This is a genomic window from Bacillus sp. FSL W8-0848, from assembly GCF_038007805.1.
Classification (GTDB): domain Bacteria; phylum Bacillota; class Bacilli; order Bacillales; family Bacillaceae; genus Bacillus; species Bacillus glycinifermentans.
Map to the genome: position 1 here is coordinate 358,586 of NZ_JBBOYB010000001.1, position 16,170 is coordinate 374,755.

The 16,170-nt window shown below is 48.8% G+C and carries 12 protein-coding genes and 1 pseudogene; 9 read left to right on the forward strand and 4 right to left on the reverse strand.

What is annotated here, in order from left to right; all coding sequences use genetic code 11:
• Window positions 1-205 precede the first annotated feature (205 nt).
• The 3 genes from opuAA to NSQ39_RS02030 are packed head-to-tail and all read left to right on the forward strand — an operon-like array spanning window position 206 to window position 3,193.
• Entirely contained in the window at window positions 206-1,465 is a 1,260-nt protein-coding gene (gene opuAA / locus NSQ39_RS02020; RefSeq protein WP_175075245.1) for a glycine/proline betaine ABC transporter ATP-binding protein OpuAA, read from the forward strand.
• Between the two features lies 1 nt (window position 1,466).
• Window positions 1,467-2,312: a glycine/proline betaine ABC transporter permease subunit OpuAB gene (gene opuAB / locus NSQ39_RS02025; RefSeq protein ID WP_046130888.1), complete on the forward strand. Its 846-nt coding sequence runs from the start codon at window positions 1,467-1,469 to the stop codon at window positions 2,310-2,312.
• Window positions 2,312-3,193 carry a glycine betaine ABC transporter substrate-binding protein gene (locus NSQ39_RS02030; protein WP_175075244.1) on the forward strand — a complete coding sequence of 294 codons (882 nt, stop codon included), beginning with the start codon at window positions 2,312-2,314 and terminating at the stop codon, window positions 3,191-3,193. Before opuAB ends, NSQ39_RS02030 begins: the two co-directional genes overlap by 1 nt.
• A 42-nt stretch (window positions 3,194-3,235) precedes the next feature.
• Here the strand turns inward: NSQ39_RS02030 and NSQ39_RS02035 are convergent, their stop codons facing one another.
• The gene (locus NSQ39_RS02035; RefSeq protein WP_175075243.1) at window positions 3,236-4,384 is read right to left on the reverse strand and encodes a M20 peptidase aminoacylase family protein; all 1,149 of its coding nucleotides are present in this window, start codon (window positions 4,382-4,384) and stop codon (window positions 3,236-3,238) included.
• Window positions 4,385-4,576: 192 nt separating this feature from the next.
• Here NSQ39_RS02035 and NSQ39_RS02040 point away from each other — a divergent pair.
• A pseudogene (locus NSQ39_RS02040) lies at window positions 4,577-5,950 on the forward strand (YfcC family protein).
• Between the two features lie 44 nt (window positions 5,951-5,994).
• On the opposite strand, the gene NSQ39_RS02045 reads toward NSQ39_RS02040, so the two are convergent.
• Together NSQ39_RS02045 and NSQ39_RS02050 are read right to left on the reverse strand one after the other, a co-directional pair.
• A complete protein-coding gene (locus NSQ39_RS02045) occupies window positions 5,995-7,200 on the reverse strand; it encodes a nitrate/nitrite transporter (RefSeq protein WP_341014080.1) in 1,206 nt (401 codons plus the stop codon).
• Between the two features lie 339 nt (window positions 7,201-7,539).
• Window positions 7,540-9,027, reverse strand: a complete 1,488-nt coding sequence (locus NSQ39_RS02050) for an MDR family MFS transporter (protein WP_175075241.1) — start codon at window positions 9,025-9,027, stop codon at window positions 7,540-7,542.
• A 449-nt stretch (window positions 9,028-9,476) separates the two neighbouring features.
• Here NSQ39_RS02050 and NSQ39_RS02055 point away from each other — a divergent pair, with 449 nt between their 5' ends.
• From NSQ39_RS02055 to NSQ39_RS02065, 3 genes are all read left to right on the forward strand, one after another.
• Window positions 9,477-10,427, forward strand: a complete 951-nt coding sequence (locus NSQ39_RS02055; protein ID WP_175075240.1) for an L-lactate dehydrogenase — start codon at window positions 9,477-9,479, stop codon at window positions 10,425-10,427.
• 31 nt (window positions 10,428-10,458) lie between these two features.
• A complete protein-coding gene (locus NSQ39_RS02060) occupies window positions 10,459-12,081 on the forward strand; it encodes an L-lactate permease (RefSeq protein ID WP_175075379.1) in 1,623 nt (540 codons plus the stop codon).
• 109 nt (window positions 12,082-12,190) lie between these two features.
• Window positions 12,191-12,829, forward strand: a complete 639-nt coding sequence (locus NSQ39_RS02065) for a LysE family translocator (protein ID WP_046130917.1) — start codon at window positions 12,191-12,193, stop codon at window positions 12,827-12,829.
• A gap of 3 nt (window positions 12,830-12,832) precedes the next feature.
• On the opposite strand, the gene NSQ39_RS02070 is transcribed toward NSQ39_RS02065, so the two are convergent.
• Window positions 12,833-14,140 carry an amino acid permease gene (locus NSQ39_RS02070; RefSeq protein WP_175075239.1) on the reverse strand — a complete coding sequence of 436 codons (1,308 nt, stop codon included), beginning with the start codon at window positions 14,138-14,140 and terminating at the stop codon, window positions 12,833-12,835.
• Window positions 14,141-14,320: 180 nt separating this feature from the next.
• On the opposite strand from NSQ39_RS02070, the gene nadE reads away from it, so the two are divergent.
• Window positions 14,321-15,139 carry an ammonia-dependent NAD(+) synthetase gene (gene nadE / locus NSQ39_RS02075; protein WP_175075238.1) on the forward strand — a complete coding sequence of 273 codons (819 nt, stop codon included), beginning with the start codon at window positions 14,321-14,323 and terminating at the stop codon, window positions 15,137-15,139.
• A gap of 144 nt (window positions 15,140-15,283) precedes the next feature.
• Entirely contained in the window at window positions 15,284-15,841 is a 558-nt protein-coding gene (locus NSQ39_RS02080; RefSeq protein ID WP_175075237.1) for a shikimate kinase, read from the forward strand.
• The last annotated feature ends 329 nt before the right edge of the window (window positions 15,842-16,170 follow it).

Here is a 16,170-nt window from a genome sequence, read left to right on the forward strand (position 1 = left end):
TTGGCCTGTTTGTTCCTTCTTGCGTTTTTTATCATTCAAGGAGGATTTATAAGTATATAGGAGGATTTTGGAGTATTTATAGCTTTTATTGACTATGCAAATACCTTATCAGTATAGTTTGTACAATTTAAGCTGAATATGCTGTTTGAATGAAACGGTAAAAACATGTTACGGTTAAAAGGATGCTTTAAAATGGAGGGATAGAATGAGTGTAGAAGATAAAAATATAAAAATTAAAGTCAATAAAGTATCTAAGATTTTCGGGAAGCAGACAAAAAAAGCCGCGCAGATGCTGGCGAACGGAAAAACAAAAAAAGAGATTTTAAAAGCAACCGGTGCGACCGTTGGAGTCAATCAGGCTGACTTTGATGTATACGACGGAGAGATATTTGTCATCATGGGTCTATCAGGAAGCGGAAAATCCACTTTAGTGAGAATGCTGAATCGGTTGATTGAACCGACCGCTGGGGAAATATACATTGATGGTGACATGATAACAAATATGTCAAAGGAACAGCTGCGCGAGGTGCGGCGTAAAAAAATCAGCATGGTCTTTCAAAAGTTTGCTTTATTTCCCCACCGCACGATTCTCCATAATACGGAATACGGTTTGGAACTGCAGGGTGTTGATAAAGAAACGAGAAGGCAAAAAGCGCTTGAATCCCTTCGTCTTGTCGGACTTGAAGGGTATGAGGATCAATTTCCCGACCAATTGAGCGGAGGAATGCAGCAGCGCGTCGGCCTTGCCCGTGCGCTGACAAACGATCCCGATATTTTGCTGATGGACGAAGCGTTCAGCGCGCTTGATCCGCTGATCAGAAAAGATATGCAGGATGAACTGCTCGAGCTTCACGATTCTGTCGGGAAGACGATCATTTTTATTACGCACGATCTTGACGAAGCGCTCAGAATCGGCGACAGAATCGCACTGATGAAAGACGGAAACATCGTGCAGATCGGCACTCCTGAAGAAATCTTAATGAATCCGTCAAACGAATATGTTGAACGTTTCGTAGAAGATGTCGATTTATCGAAAGTGTTAACCGCCGGACATATTATGAAACGGGCCGAAACGGTCCGCATCGACAAAGGTCCGAGGGTTGCGCTGACGCTCATGAAAAACCTGGGGATCTCGTCTATCTATGCCGTAGATAAACATAAACGGCTGTTGGGCGTCATTTCTGCGGAATCCGCCAAAAAAGCGGCCGAAAAAGGAGCCGATTTGGAATCCGTTCTTCAGAAAGAAATGACGACCGTTCATGAAGATACGGTATTGACGGAGATTTTCGAGCTTGTCTCTGATGCCAACATTCCGATTGCCGTAGTGGACGACAAAAACAGAATGAAGGGCATTGTCGTAAGAGGCGCATTGATCGGCGCTCTTGCCGGAGACGACCAATATATTAACTTGCCAAACGAACAAAGCGCATCTGAAGAAGATGCCATCGTTGAGGAGGTGAACTAAGATGAGTGCACTGCCTAGAATTCCATTAGCAGAAATCATTGACCGTTTTGTTGATTGGCTGACCTTAACCTTTGGCGGAGTGTTTGACGGGATCGCCAACGGGCTTGAGAGTATCGTTGACGGCATTGTCATCGGATTGGGAGCCATTCCATCTATTTTGCTTATCGTCATTTTCGCTGCCGTCGCTTGGTTTATCAGTACGCGGGGGATCGCACTCTTCACATTAATCGGTTTTCTTATTATCGATTACCTTGGCTATTGGGACCCTATGCTTCAAACGTTGGCGCTCGTCGTCACATCTGTGGTCATCTCGATCATTGTCGGTGTGCCGGTCGGCATCTGGGCGTCCCAGCAAAATACGGTTCGCCGGATTGTGACGCCGATTTTGGACTTAATGCAGACAATGCCGGCTTTCGTATACCTGCTTCCCGCGATCTTTTTCTTTAATATCGGTGTTGTGCCGGGCGTTGTCGCTTCTGTTATTTTTGCAATGCCGCCGACGATCCGCATGACGGTTCTCGGTATTCAGCAGGTGCCGGAAGATTTGATCGAAGCGACAGAGGCATTCGGCTCTACAACGTCGCAGCGATTGTTTAAAGTGCAGCTGCCGCTCGCCGCAAAAACGATTTTGGCGGGTATCAACCAAAGCATCATGCTGGCGCTGTCAATGGTTGTTATTGCAGCTATGGTCGGGGCGCCGGGCCTCGGAGAAAAAGTATACAGCGCGGTTACACAGCTCAAGACCGGCGTAGGTGTTGAAGCCGGAATCGCAATCGTGATTGTCGCGATTACATTGGATCGCATTACGCAAAATATCCGGGTGAAGAAGACGAGGAGGAATGCCTGATGTTGAAAAAAATCATCGGCATCGGCACTGCCGCCGCTCTGTTCTTCTCGCTTGCGGCCTGCGCCCCAACGGCGGATGAGAATGCTACGGCCGGAGAACAGGTCAATCACAAAATCATCGGGATCGACCCCGGCTCCGGAATCATGGCGCTTACCGATAAGGCGATAAAAGATTATAAGCTCGATGACTGGACGGTCATCAAATCGTCAGGCGCGGCGATGACCGCCACGCTAAAGAAAAAATACGACAGAAAAAAGCCGATCATTATCACGGGCTGGACCCCGCATTGGATGTTCTCGAGATATGATCTGAAATATTTGGACGACCCTAAAAAATCGTACGGTACTGCGGAGCAGATTCATACGATTACCCGCAAAGGCTTTGGAAAAGAACAGCCTAATGCGGCTAAGCTTCTCAGCCAGTTCAAATGGACGGAAGATGACATGGCGGAAGTGATGATTCAAGTAGAAAACGGAACAGATCCGAAAAAAGCGGCGGCCAGCTATGTGAAAAAGCACCGCGATCAGATCGCTGAGTGGACAAAAGGCGTCAAAAAAGTGAAGGGAGACAAAATCAACCTCGCTTATGTCGCATGGGACAGCGAAATTGCCAGCACAAACGTTGTCGGAAAAGTATTCGAAGATTTGGGCTACAATGTGAAATTGACTCAGGTCGAAGCAGGGCCGATGTGGACGGCCATTGCAACCGGCAGCGCGGATGCTTCCCTGTCAGCTTGGCTGCCAAACACCCACAAAGCATACGCGGCTAAGTACAAAGGCAAATACGACGACGTCGGCACAAGCTTGACAGGCGTAAAGATGGGGCTTGTCGTGCCGAAGTATATGAAAAACGTCAACTCCATTGAAGATCTGAAGAAATAAACAAAACCTCTCAGCTCCGGCTGAGAGGTTTTTTTCGTAAACTTAGCCGATGCTGACCTCCATTTCATTTCCGATTTTTTCAAACGTCTTCAGCACCGCTTCGGCTAAAATGTCAGCTCCGGTAAACATGGCGTCCCTGTCAAAGGTCATCATCGGGTGATGGAGGCCGGGTGTGAGGCAGCAGCCGAGCCCGAGCATCGTCGCCTTTAGATGAGGGCGCTTCACAGAATAATAATGAAAATCTTCTCCTCCTGTTGTAACGAGCGGCTTATCGAGGTTCCCTGCGCCGATTACGCTGCTGATCGCCTCTGCCATGATGGCGATCGCCGCTTCGTTTTTAACGGCTGCCGGGAGGCTGTCTTCTTTATGCAGTTCGATGGTTGCTCCGAATGAGTCAGCCACGGCTTGGCAGGCTGTTTCTGTTTCCCTCTCAAGGACTTCCATTGCTTCATTCGTCTGAGCCCTTAGGTCAAGGCTGAAGCTGGCTTTGCCCGGAATGATATTGGAGCTTTCTCCGCCGGCCTGAAGCTTTGTCATTTTAACGGTATGCGGCGTCATCGGGTCGATATGGATGTGGGCGAGTTTGTGGACGAGCGTCGCCGCAATCTCGATGCTGTTTTTCCCGAGATGCGGACGGGCGCCGTGGGCTTCTTCGCCGATGACCGTACCCTCAATGTGGCAGCTTGCGCCATGCAAAATCGCCGGAGCGCACCTTCCGTTCAACGTTTCCTGCACAGGGCGGACATGAACGCCGTAAAGGTAATCGACATCGTCGAGAATCCCTTTTTCGATCATTTTCAAAGCCCCTCCGCCTTTTTCTTCAGCAGGCTGAAAGATGAAGCGGATCGTTCCTTTCGGCAGCTCTGTTTGCTCTTTCAGGGTCATTAATGTCCCGAGCGCCATCGTCATATGGGAATCATGCCCGCAGGAATGGTTTGCCTGAAACGTTCCGTCGACTTCCTGCCAGAGGGCGTCAATATCGGCCCTGACGGCGACGACTGGAGACCCCTCGCCGATTTCGCCGATGACACCGGTACAGTCCGCAAATGTTTGTGTTCGGCATCCGTTTTCTTCCAACTGCTTTTTGAGAAATGCCGTTGTTTCGTATTCTTTCCAGCTGACTTCAGGATGATTGTGAAGGTGTTCAAAAATGCTGATCATCTTTTGTTTGATAGAGTCCGTTAATGCCATCGTCAAACCTCCTGTATTGTTTTATCTAATACTTTTAATTAAAAACATATTGAAACCCCGGAATAAGGTTGTCTATAATATAGCACACGTACAGATTTTTCTGAATAATTGAATATTTGGGAAAAATGTTTTGATATTCATGTAAAGAGGAGATGGCCGCCCTCGACTAAGAAGAAACCGTTTCGATTGAAAATGCCTGATGCGTATGTGCTGCTGTTTATGGTGGCTGTCGTCTGCGCTCTTGCGACTTACATCATTCCTGCCGGGGAGTTTGACAGAGTGACAAAAGGCGAAGTCACAACCGCCGTACCCGGGAGCTATCATGCGGTAGATCAGTCCCCGGTGGGGATTGTAAGCTTTTTTACGGGGATTCAGGAAGGAATGGTCGGGTCTTCATCGATTATTTTCTTAATTTTATTCACCGGCGGAGCGCTCGCCATTTTAGAAAAAACGGGGGCCGTCGGCGGCTTAATCCACCATGTCATCAGCCGTTTCCGAACGAAGCAGCTGCTGTTCATCTGCATTGTCGGCGGACTTTTCTCGATTCTCGGAACGACGGGGGTCGTCGTAAATTCCGTCATCGGCTTTATCCCGCTCGGCATTATCGTTGCAAGGTCGTTGAAATGGGACGCGGCGGCCGGGGCTGCCGTCATCTATATCGGCTGCTACGCCGGATTCAATGCGACGATATTATCGCCTTCGCCGCTCTGACTTTCGCAAAAGATCGCCGACCTCCCATTGTTTTCAGGCCTCGGTTTGCGGATTGCGATTTACTTGTGTTTCGTCATTTCAAGTCTGATCTACATTTATTTATACACGAGAAAATTAAAAAAATCGCCTGAGGCGAGCATTCTCGGCAAGGACTGGTTTCCTGGAAGAGGGCTTGGCAGCGAGGCGAACATGGGACAGGCCTCATTTACCCGGCGCCATAAGCTGATCTTAGCCGTAGCCGGACTGTCGCTGCTCGGCTTTTTGTACGGAGCTTTGAAGCTTGGCTGGACGGATAATCAAATGGCGGGCATGTTTATTTTTATCTCCATTGCCGCGGGGATCATCGGGGGCATGAAGGCTAACGACATCGCTAAAACGTTTATCAACGGCTGTCAAAGCCTTGTATACGGAGCATTGATCGTTGGTATGGCAAGGACGATTTCGGTTATCCTTGAACAGGGGAGGCTGCTTGATACCGTAGTCAACGGACTGGCCAGTCTGTTGGACGGCTTCAGCCCTGTGGCCGGTGCGGTCGGCATGTATATTGCCAGCGGTCTTCTGCATTTTCTCATTTCCTCGGGATCAGGCGAGGCGGTTGTCTTTATTCCGATTCTTGCCCCGCTTGCCGACCTGATGAACATTACGAGACAGGTTGCCGTCGAAGCCGTGATGCTCGGCGAGGGCGTCGTCAACTGTATCAATCCGACATCGGGCGTGCTGATGGCCGTATTGGCCGCAAGCGGCATCCCCTATGTGTAATGGCTCAGGTTCATGGTTCCTCTCGCTTTGATCTGGTTCGTAATCGGACTGGTGTTCATCTGCATCGGAGTGATGACGGGCTGGGGCCCGTATTAAGCAGAAAAGCCGTTATGCCAGGAACTCGCATAACGGCTTTTCTATTAAATTCGAATCGATTTACCGGCGGCTTTCCATTGTTTTTTCCACCCTGTTTGAGCGAACAAAAGCAGTCCCAATGCAATAAAAGCAATCGCGGAAAATGTGAGGAACCCGCTCGAATAAGTGCCTGTGACTTGTTTTAGCGTTCCGAGGATATTCGGGAGAAAGAACCCTCCGATTCCCCCGGCGGCCCCGACGATTCCCGTCACCATCCCGATTTCTTTTTGAAAGCGCTGGGGCACAAGCTGAAAAATGGCGCCGTTCCCCATGCCAAGACAGCCCATGCCGATAAACAATGCGGTTGTGACGACCGTAAGCGACGGCAGCGTACTGACCGTGAACATACAAAGAGCCACTCCGATGAACAAAACTTGCAGCAGGCGCACGCCGCCTATTTTATCGGCGATCAATCCGCCGACAGGGCGAAGGCAGCTGCCCGATGCTACGACAAGGGTGACGAACTCCCCGGCCCTCACCGGTGGCACGGAATACTGTGACGCGAAAAAATAGCTCAAAAAGTTTGAAAGGCCGACAAAGCCCCCGAATGTGACACTGTATAAAAGGCAGAAATACCAGGTGTCCCTTTCTTTAAAGACGGCGAAGTAGTCTTTTACAGGCTTAGGGGCAGGCTGGTTCGGCGGCTCCTTGGCCATCAGTAAGTAGCTGATGAGAACGAGCGTTAAAGGAATGAGCGCCAGTCCCATCACACCGTTCCAGCCGGCATGTTCAGCGATGCGCGGACCGAACAGGGTGGCAAGCAGCGTGCCGCTGTTACCCGCACCGGCGATCCCCATGGCAAGACCTTGCAGATGCGGAGGGTACCAGCGGCTCGCCATCGGCAGGGAAGCTGAAAAGCTGGCCCCCGCTACCCCCAGCAAAATGCCGATCCTATACAATTCAACAACGGTAGAACCGAACAGCCACCCCCACAAGAGAGGAATCATCGTCACGAGCATTCCGCCGACGGCTGTTTTTTTCGGGCCGAAGCGGTCTGTTAAGATGCCTAATACGATTCGGAAAACCGAGCCGGCCAGAGTCGGGATGGCGACGATCAACCCTACCTGGGACGGCGAAAGGTCAAAATCAGCCGTAATATAAACGCCGAGCGCGCCGAGCAAGACCCAAATCATAAAGCTGACATCGAAATACAAAAAAGATGATAGCAGAGAAGGAGCGTGTCCGCTCTTTCTCAAATCCGCCAATTTCACTTGCAACACTCCCCATCAATAAATTCTTAAAATTTATGATGACAAAATGAACGGGGGTTGGCAGTATTTTTGTCAGCTTTACTCACAGATAAAAGTTTGAATTTTTTAAAAATTAAAATGATGGGGAGCAAGATCGTCCCCATCATTTTCTTAGTCATACATCGTGATATTCCGCTTGTCACGGAATTACTCCAGCCATCAGTTTGCATATTTCGGTCTGAGCCGCTTGGAGCTAAACTTACGCAATCGTGCCCGCCGGCAGATGATGCGCCCTGATGGATAGGATATTGCCCTGATCTTATTGACAGTCCCGACTAAAAGGCTGATCACTGTGTTTGATTAACTCGCTTTTTTCTGTATTTGCTGCTGCTGCTTCTTTGGCAAGAAGAATACGACGATCAGTCCGGCCGCTGCGACGAAGAACAGGACGAGGTAAATGCTGTGCAAGCCGGATACCAGGCCTTCCCGCATCATTAACAGCATGGATTCGGGAATGTGCCGGGCCGTCTCGGGATTCAGCAGTTTGTTCATGTCGATGTTGTTTGCTCCTGCCGCGTGCGAGGTCATGTAGCCCGCAATAGAGTTATTGAATAGCGTTCCCAGAATCGCGACACCGACCGTTTGGCCGAGCGTCCGCACAAACGTGTTCGAAGCGGTGGCAGCTCCGCGCATGTTCCAGCCGACAGCCGACTGTACGGATACCGTAAAGGAAGTCATCGAGAAGCCAAAGCCAAATCCAACCGCCAGCATCGCTGCGACAAAGAACCAATGCGGTGTGTGAATCGTTGCCAGCGCCAGACCGGTCGAACCGATGATCAGAAATGCCAAGCCCATCGTAGAAGTATTACGCGAACCGAGCTTCAGCATCAGCCGTCCGGCAATGGTCGCCCCGATCGGCCAGCCGATCGACATCGGCGTCAGCGTCAGCCCGGAGTTTGTCGCGCCAACTCCGAAAATTCCCTGCATCCACATCGGCAAATAAGTCGTGATGCCGATCAAAATCACAGAGATTAAAAAGCTCGCCAGGTTGGAAACGGAAATCTCGCGGATGCGAAACAGCTTCAGCGGCAGCATCGGTTCCGGAGACTTTGCTTCGATCCAAATGAAGGCGATGAGCGCGATCGCCGCGATGACAAACAGGCCGATGATCTTCCACGAATTCCACGGATAGATTGATCCGGCGCTGATAAAAGCGTATAGAAGGGAAGCCATGCCGATCGTAAACGTAATAGCCCCTAAGTAATCGATGTGTTTCTTTTTCTTTTCAAATTTCTCTTGTAAGAAGATCCAGATCATAATGATTGAAGCGATGCCAAACGGCAGGTTAAAGTAAAAAATCCAGCGCCAGGAAATGTTGTCGACCAGCGAGCCGCCCGCCAGCGGCCCGAGAATGCCGGATATGCCCCAGATGGCGCTGAACAACCCTTGAATTTTGGCGCGTTCTTCAAACGAATAGATGTCACCGATAATGGTAAAGGTCGTCGGCAAAACCGCTCCTGCCCCGATGCCCTGCAAAGCACGGAAACAAATCAATTCGGTCATCGTATGAGCCGCGCCTGACATCATCGAGCCGATCAAAAAGATAATCGTCCCAATGGTAAATATGATCTTGCGCCCGTACAAATCTGCGAGCTTGCCATATATCGGCGTCGTGATCGCAGATGTCAGCAAGTAGGCGGCAAACACCCAACTGATCAACTTAATCCCGCCCAAGTCGCTCACGATGGTCGGCATCGCCGTACTGACGATCGTGCCCTCGATTGCCGCCAAAAAAGTGGCGACCATCAATGCAATCGTCACATTGCGTCTTTTTGTTTTTTGATTCATATTTTACCCTCCGCGTGTTTCTATCGCATTCCAACCGATTTTGCCGTTGGAACGAATGTATTTGGTAATAGAATGCCGAAAGCTGAGCCCTTCAGCAAAAATGTGCAACGAAAATAATATATCACAGGCATGTCTAACCATGTGGTTTTTTGAATGAAAACTTTCCGGCCTTCATATTGCCCAACTGCCTAGGCTCGTACAAACAGCCTCTTTATTCACCGTGTGGATACTAATGAATGATCAGTAAAATTTTTGGGCAAAATAATGAACACAAAAGGTAACATTTCCAGAAAATGTTTAAGTTTAAGGAGAAAATGAGCAGAGACACAAAAAAGACAAAAATAAAAATGCATAAGTCTTGAAAAAGTATGTGAAGTATTGCACAATATAAATGTGAAACACTTCACAAATAACTTAGAATTAAAACTAACGGCAAAGGATGATGAATAATGGCTAACCAAAAAGTCAATCGTACAGTTTTAATCGGTGCTGGTTTTGTAGGCAGCAGCTATGCATTTACGTTAATTAACCAAGGAATCACAGATGAACTCGTGATTATTGATTTAAATAAAGACAAAGCAATGGGCGATGTTATGGACTTAAACCATGGAAAAGCATTTGCGCCCCATACTGTAAGAACGTGGTACGGCACATATGAAGATTGCAAAGACGCTGATGTTGTCTGCGTTTGTGCGGGAGCGAACCAAAAGCCCGGCGAAACACGGCTCGATTTGGTCGAGAAAAACCTTAAGATTTTTAAAGGAATCATCGGAGAAGTCATGGCAAGCGGATTTGACGGAATTTTCCTCGTTGCTACAAACCCGGTCGACATCCTGACCTATGCTACGTGGAAGTTCAGCGGCCTTCCGAAAGAACGGGTGATCGGAAGCGGTACGACTCTTGACACTGCCCGGTTCCGATACATGCTGAGCGAGTACTTCGGCACCGCTGCCCACAACGTTCACGGCTATATCATCGGCGAACACGGTGATACGGAGCTTCCTGTCTGGAGCCATGCGAATATTGCCGGGGTTCCTGTGAGCGAGCTTTTGAAAAAGAATGAGAACTACAAAGCGGAAGAGCTAGATGAACTGGTTGAAGATGTGAAAAATGCGGCTTACCAGATCATTGAGAAAAAAGGTGCGACATACTACGGCGTAGCCATGAGCCTGGCGCGGATCACAAAAGCGATTTTCCGCAACGAAGACGCGATTTTAACCGTCAGCACGTATCTTGACGGCGAATTCGGAGAAGATGATGTATATATCGGCGTTCCGGCGGTCGTCGGCCGCAGCGGGGTCAAAAAAGTGATTGAGCTTGAGCTGAACGAAAAAGAAAAAGAGCAATTCAAGCATAGTGCAGGCGTGCTGAAAGGTATTTTAAAACCTTATTTTGCTTAACTAAAAAAGACATAGAAGAGGGCTGATGACGATGTGGCAGCAGGTTTACGATCCATTTGGGAATGAGTATATCAGCGCTTTAGTTGCAACCCTGCCGATTTTATTCTTTCTTTTGGCGCTGACCGTGTTTAAAATGAAAGGAATTCTCGCAGCATTTTTAACCCTTGCGGTCAGCTTTATTGTAGCGGTGTTCTGTTTTCACATGCCGGTAGCCAAAGCGATTTCCGCCGTTTTTCTCGGAATCGCAAGCGGGCTGTGGCCAATCGGATATATCGTGCTGATGGCTGTTTGGCTTTATAAGATTTCTGTCAAAACGGGAAAATTTAAGGTCATCAGGGCGAGCATTGCCGGCATTTCATCCGATCAGCGGCTTCAACTGCTTCTGATCGGGTTCAGCTTTAATGCTTTTTTGGAAGGAGCCGCAGGCTTCGGAGTGCCGATCGCAATCAGTGCGGTCCTGCTCGTGGAACTCGGTTTTAAACCGTTGAAAGCGGCCTCTCTCTGTTTAATCGCAAACGCGGCATCAGGCGCGTTCGGAGCGATCGGTATACCGGTCATTACGGGAGCGCAGATGGGGGATTTGACCCCTCTCGAACTTTCCGGCACACTCGCCTGGATGCTTCCGGGGATCACATTTTTCGTCCCGTTCCTGCTCGTTTTCATTTTGGACGGGTTCAGGGGCATTAAAGAAACGCTGCCCGCCCTTCTCGCTGTAAGCGGAAGCTATACGGCGGTACAGACGTTTACAATGATTGTGCTCGGTCCTGAGCTGGCCAATATTTTGGCGGCATTAATCAGCATGGGAGCTCTCGCGCTGTTCCTCAGAAAATGGCAGCCGCGCCGGATCTACAGGGAAGACGGGAACGAACAGGAGCCCGCTGTCAAATACAGCTGGGGAGAGGTGGCAAAAGCCTGGTCTCCGTTTTACATCCTGACGGGCGTCATTGCCCTGTGGAGCCTTCCAGCTTTTAAAGCGCTGTTTCAAGACGGCGGCTTGCTCAAGCAGACAACGGTTTTATTAAAGGTGCCTTTTCTGCATCGGGAAATTCTGAAAACCCCGCCGATTGCAGCGCAGGCGGCACCGCTTGATGCCGTGCTGAAGCTTGACTTGATTTCAGCGACGGGGACCGCCATTTTGATTGCGGTGATCATCACGATTTTGTTCAGCCGAAACATCAATTTCCGGGGCGGGCTGTCCTGTCTGAAGGAAACAGGCCGGGAATTGTGGCTGCCGATTATGACGATCTGTTTTGTCATGGGGTTTGCAAACCTGGCTAACTACGCCGGGCTAAGCTCTTCGATCGGATTGGCTCTTGCAAAAGCGGGGGACGTTTTCCCGTTCGTCAGTCCCGTACTGGGCTGGATCGGCGTTTTCATCACCGGATCGGTTGTCAGCAATAACGCTCTGTTCGGCCATTTGCAGGCTGTCACCGGAGCGCAGATCGGTACGAGTTCGGCCCTTCTCCTTGCCGCAAATACGGCCGGCGGGGTGATGGCGAAGCTCATTTCTCCGCAGTCGATTGCGATTGCTACTGCGGCGGTTAAAGAAACAGGCCGGGAATCAAAACTGTTCAGCCAAACGGTAAAATACAGTCTCATACTGCTTCTCATCATCTGTATTTGGACGTTTGTGCTGTCAAAGCTCGGATTATAGGGAAAAAGCCTTTTCCTAAAAACTTGGGAAAAGGCTTTTTGATGTGTTCTAACCGTCCCTCTTTTTGAATACATTGTACAAGTTATCGCGAAGGGGGGAGCGCGGTATGTTGAACATTTTTCTCAGCTATGTGTTTTTAGGACTGTCTCTGGCCGCACCGGTCGGCCCGGTCAATGCGGCGCAGATCGACAGGGGCATGAAAGGCGGTTTTTTCCACGCCTGGCTTTTCGGTTTAGGAGCCGTGACGGCCGATGTTTTGTACATGGCGCTGATTTACTTTGGCGTTGCTCAGTTTTTAACGGCGCCATTTTTAAAAACGTTTTTATGGCTGTTCGGTTTTTTTGTTTTAACCTATACGGGAATTGAGAGCCTGGCCAAAGCAAAGGAAGTCTCGCTCATGAGAGGCAGGAGGGAGACAGAATCCTACCGTAAATCGTTCTTATCCGGGCTGGTTATTTCGCTTTCAAATCCTCTCAGCATTATGTTTTGGCTCGGCATTTACGGCAGCATCCTGGCGAAGACGATTGAAACATATGCTTCATATCAGCTCCTGTTGTGCAGCTCGGGCATTTTGATCGGTCTTTTTTTATGGGACCTGGCCATGTCTTTTGTGGCGGGGACATTCAGAACGTATTTAAGCCCGAGAATGATGCTGGTGACATCGTGGATCGCGGGCATTACGTTAATCGTCTTCGGCTTATATTTCGGCTACCAGGGAATTCATGCACTGATTCGCCCGGCCCGCTGACCGTCAGCGCGTGCGGGCCCTTTTTCTTTTCAACAGCATCGTCACGATTGCGATGATGGCGAGAAACAGCAGGCTGACGAAAAAGCCCGGTCTGCTGTTTTTCTCAAACAGCGTACCTGATACGGCGAATAAAATCAGGATGAGCGCCCCTATAATCTGAATGTTTCCTTTCAGCTTCGGTTTTGTCAGCTTTTTGCTTGAGCACAGGATAAATATCCAATTGTAAAGCAGCATTAGGCTTGCCGCTGTTGTCATATGCTCGTACAGCTGCTTTGGAAGCAAGAGGGACAGGACGATCGAAGCTGCCAGGACGAGGACGGTCAGCCCGAGCGCCGGCCACGACACTTTCGCTTTTTCTTTTTTTGAAAAGCAGGCCGGCGCATCGCCGTTTTTCGCCATCGTTCCCATCAGCGTCGTCACCGCGAATAGGGAAGCTGTCAAAGTTGAGAATCCCGCGATGATGAAAATTCCGTTGAAAATATCCATGATCACATCCAGATGGAACGGTTTAAGCGACGTAATAAACGGGCTGTTCTCTTCAGTAAACGCGCCGATCGGAATCAGGAGCATGGCAAGCCCGATAGAGACGACATAAATCAAAGCAAGCGTGGCCAGCATCAGGCTGCCCGATTTGCCCGATTCTTTCGGATCCTTTAAATGGATCGCCATCAGCCCCATCACCTCGATGCCGCCATAGGCGTAAAACGTATAAATCAAACCTGTCCAAAGCCCCATGAAGCCAAACGGAAACACTTCATGAAAACGGTCGGGAAGCTGCGCATCAGGCGTTTCACCGGGAAGCATTCCGCATAAGGCAAGGACTGCAATGATGATAAACATGACAATCGCCGCCGTTTTCAGGACGGCCAGCATGTGTTCAGTTTTTTCAAAGCTGCTCCGCCCCGTGAAAATGATGATCAGTCCGAGAATCGCGTAGATGGAGGCAAACACCCACAGCGGAATTTGTTCAAACCAATGGCGCGTAAAAAGCGAGATCGCGGTTAATTGGCTCCCGATAATCAGCATTTCGGATGACCAGTACACCCAGCCGTTGCTAAAGCCGGCCCAGTCGCCAAACGCCTCCCTTGCATAAGAGCAAAAAGATCCTTCCACAGGATGGTCGGCCGTAAGCTTTGCGAGCTGCTGAAAAACGAGAAACGTTCCGAGTGCAGCGAGAAGAAAAGCGGCTAATACGGAAAAGCCGCTTTTCTTAATGGCGATGCTTGATCCTAGAAAAAATCCCGTTCCAATCGTGCAGCCGACACCGATCATTGACAGCTGCCACCATTTTAAATTTCCTTGTTTTTTCATCGCTTCAACCCCTCTAATCTAATCGTTATTGTGTCTTCAAGCGCTTTTTTTATTCTTTTGAAAGAAGCGTGTATGCTCCTTCATATTCACTTCAAAACTATAATTGTGCTATAGTTAAATAAGATTTGAATCAAACGGCTCATTCAGTCAAAAGACCATAATAATCAGGAGGAATGACCGATGACTTTGCAGAAAAAAATCATGAAAGAACTGAACGTAAAACCTTCCATTGATCCGAAACAGGAAATTGAAAAAAGGGTCGGATTTTTAAAAAGCTATATGAAAAAAACAGGAGCAAAAGGTTTTGTTCTAGGAATCAGCGGAGGACAGGATTCCTCGCTTGCCGGGAGACTCGCCCAGCTTGCAGTGGAAGAATTGAGGGCTGAAGGCACGGAAGCGGAATTCATCGCGGTTCGGCTTCCGCACGGCGTCCAGCAGGATGAAGATGACGCCCAGCTTGCCCTTCGATTTATCAAGCCTGACAAATCGCTTGCTTTTGACATTGCACCGACGGTGAGCTCGTTTGTCTCTCAGTTCCGCGATGTGACGGGCGAGACGCTTGCAGATTTTCATAAGGGCAATGTAAAGGCAAGGGTGCGGATGATTGCCCAGTATGCAATCGGCGGCCAAAACGGATTATTGGTGATCGGAACGGACCATGCGGCAGAAGCAGTCACCGGCTTTTTCACCAAATATGGGGACGGCGGTGCCGATCTTTTGCCTCTGACAGGGCTGACAAAACGCCAAGGCCGGAGACTTCTCGAGGAGCTCGGGGCACCGGAGCGGCTCTATACGAAATCGCCTACGGCGGATTTGCTTGATGAAAAACCTCAGCAGGCTGACGAAACAGAGCTCGGGCTCACATATGAAGATATCGACGACTACCTTGAAGGGAAAGCCGTATCAAGCGATGTGGCCGAAGCGATTGAAAAACGCTACAAATCGTCAGAGCACAAACGCCAGGTGCCTGCTTCAATGTTTGACGACTGGTGGAAATAAAGAAGGAAAGAGGCTGCAAAGAACCCAGCCTCTTTTGTATATTCAGTTTCTGTCCCGGGCTTCTTCTATTTCATTAAAATCAGATTTGTCATATACTGAATATAATTGTTGATTCCTTTAGACGAGGAGGAGTAAAGCCTGGAGATGAATGTCAAAAGATCCACCCCTGTGGGAGAAAAAAACATCGTGCTGATCGGATTTATGGGCGTCGGCAAAACGACGATCGGCAAGCTGGCAGCCAAAAAACTGTGCCGCGATTTTATTGATATTGACCAAGAAATTGAAAAAGACCTTCAGATGAGCATTCCCGAAATGTTTAAACAAAAAGGGGAGGCGTTTTTTCGGAAGACGGAAAAAGAATATATTGTTCAAATGTGTGAACATAAAAAGAGCAAAGTCGTTTCTCTTGGCGGCGGTTCTTTTCTGCAGGAGGACATTAGAAAGAAATGCCTTGAACACTGCTTCGTCATTTTCCTTGATTTAACGTGGGAGAATTGGAAGCAGCGGATAGATTTGCTGCTTGAAAACAGGCCGATTCTTCACAACCGCTCAATCGAACAAGTAAAACAGCTGTTTAATGAAAGAAAGAGCATTTATGCCTTCCACCACCTAAGAATTGAAACAGACAATCTTTCCGCCGAAGAAGTCGCCGACTGTATTGCAGACAAGCTGAAGCCGGACAGTGAGCTTTGTCAGCCTTAAACAAACGTTTAATTAAGCATGGGTTTTCTGCCAAAAATGTTTGAAAACAGTCGTATGTTGAAGTGTTGCAAAAAGGGCACATATCATCGGCGCAAGATGTATCACGCATTAAATTGTTGAAAAAGGATAGATGAACAGGCGGGAAGATCTGTTTTCATCTATCCTTTTTAACAACATTTGGAGTCGTGTAACGCAGCGCATGCATTAACTGCCCTTTTAGTTCAGTGATTTTTATGTGTCTCAATTTCTTCAATTGAATGTTGGGGCAATTCATGTCAGACATTACTTCATCTTTTTGTTACTTCAAAAAGGCAAGCTACACCCTCCAC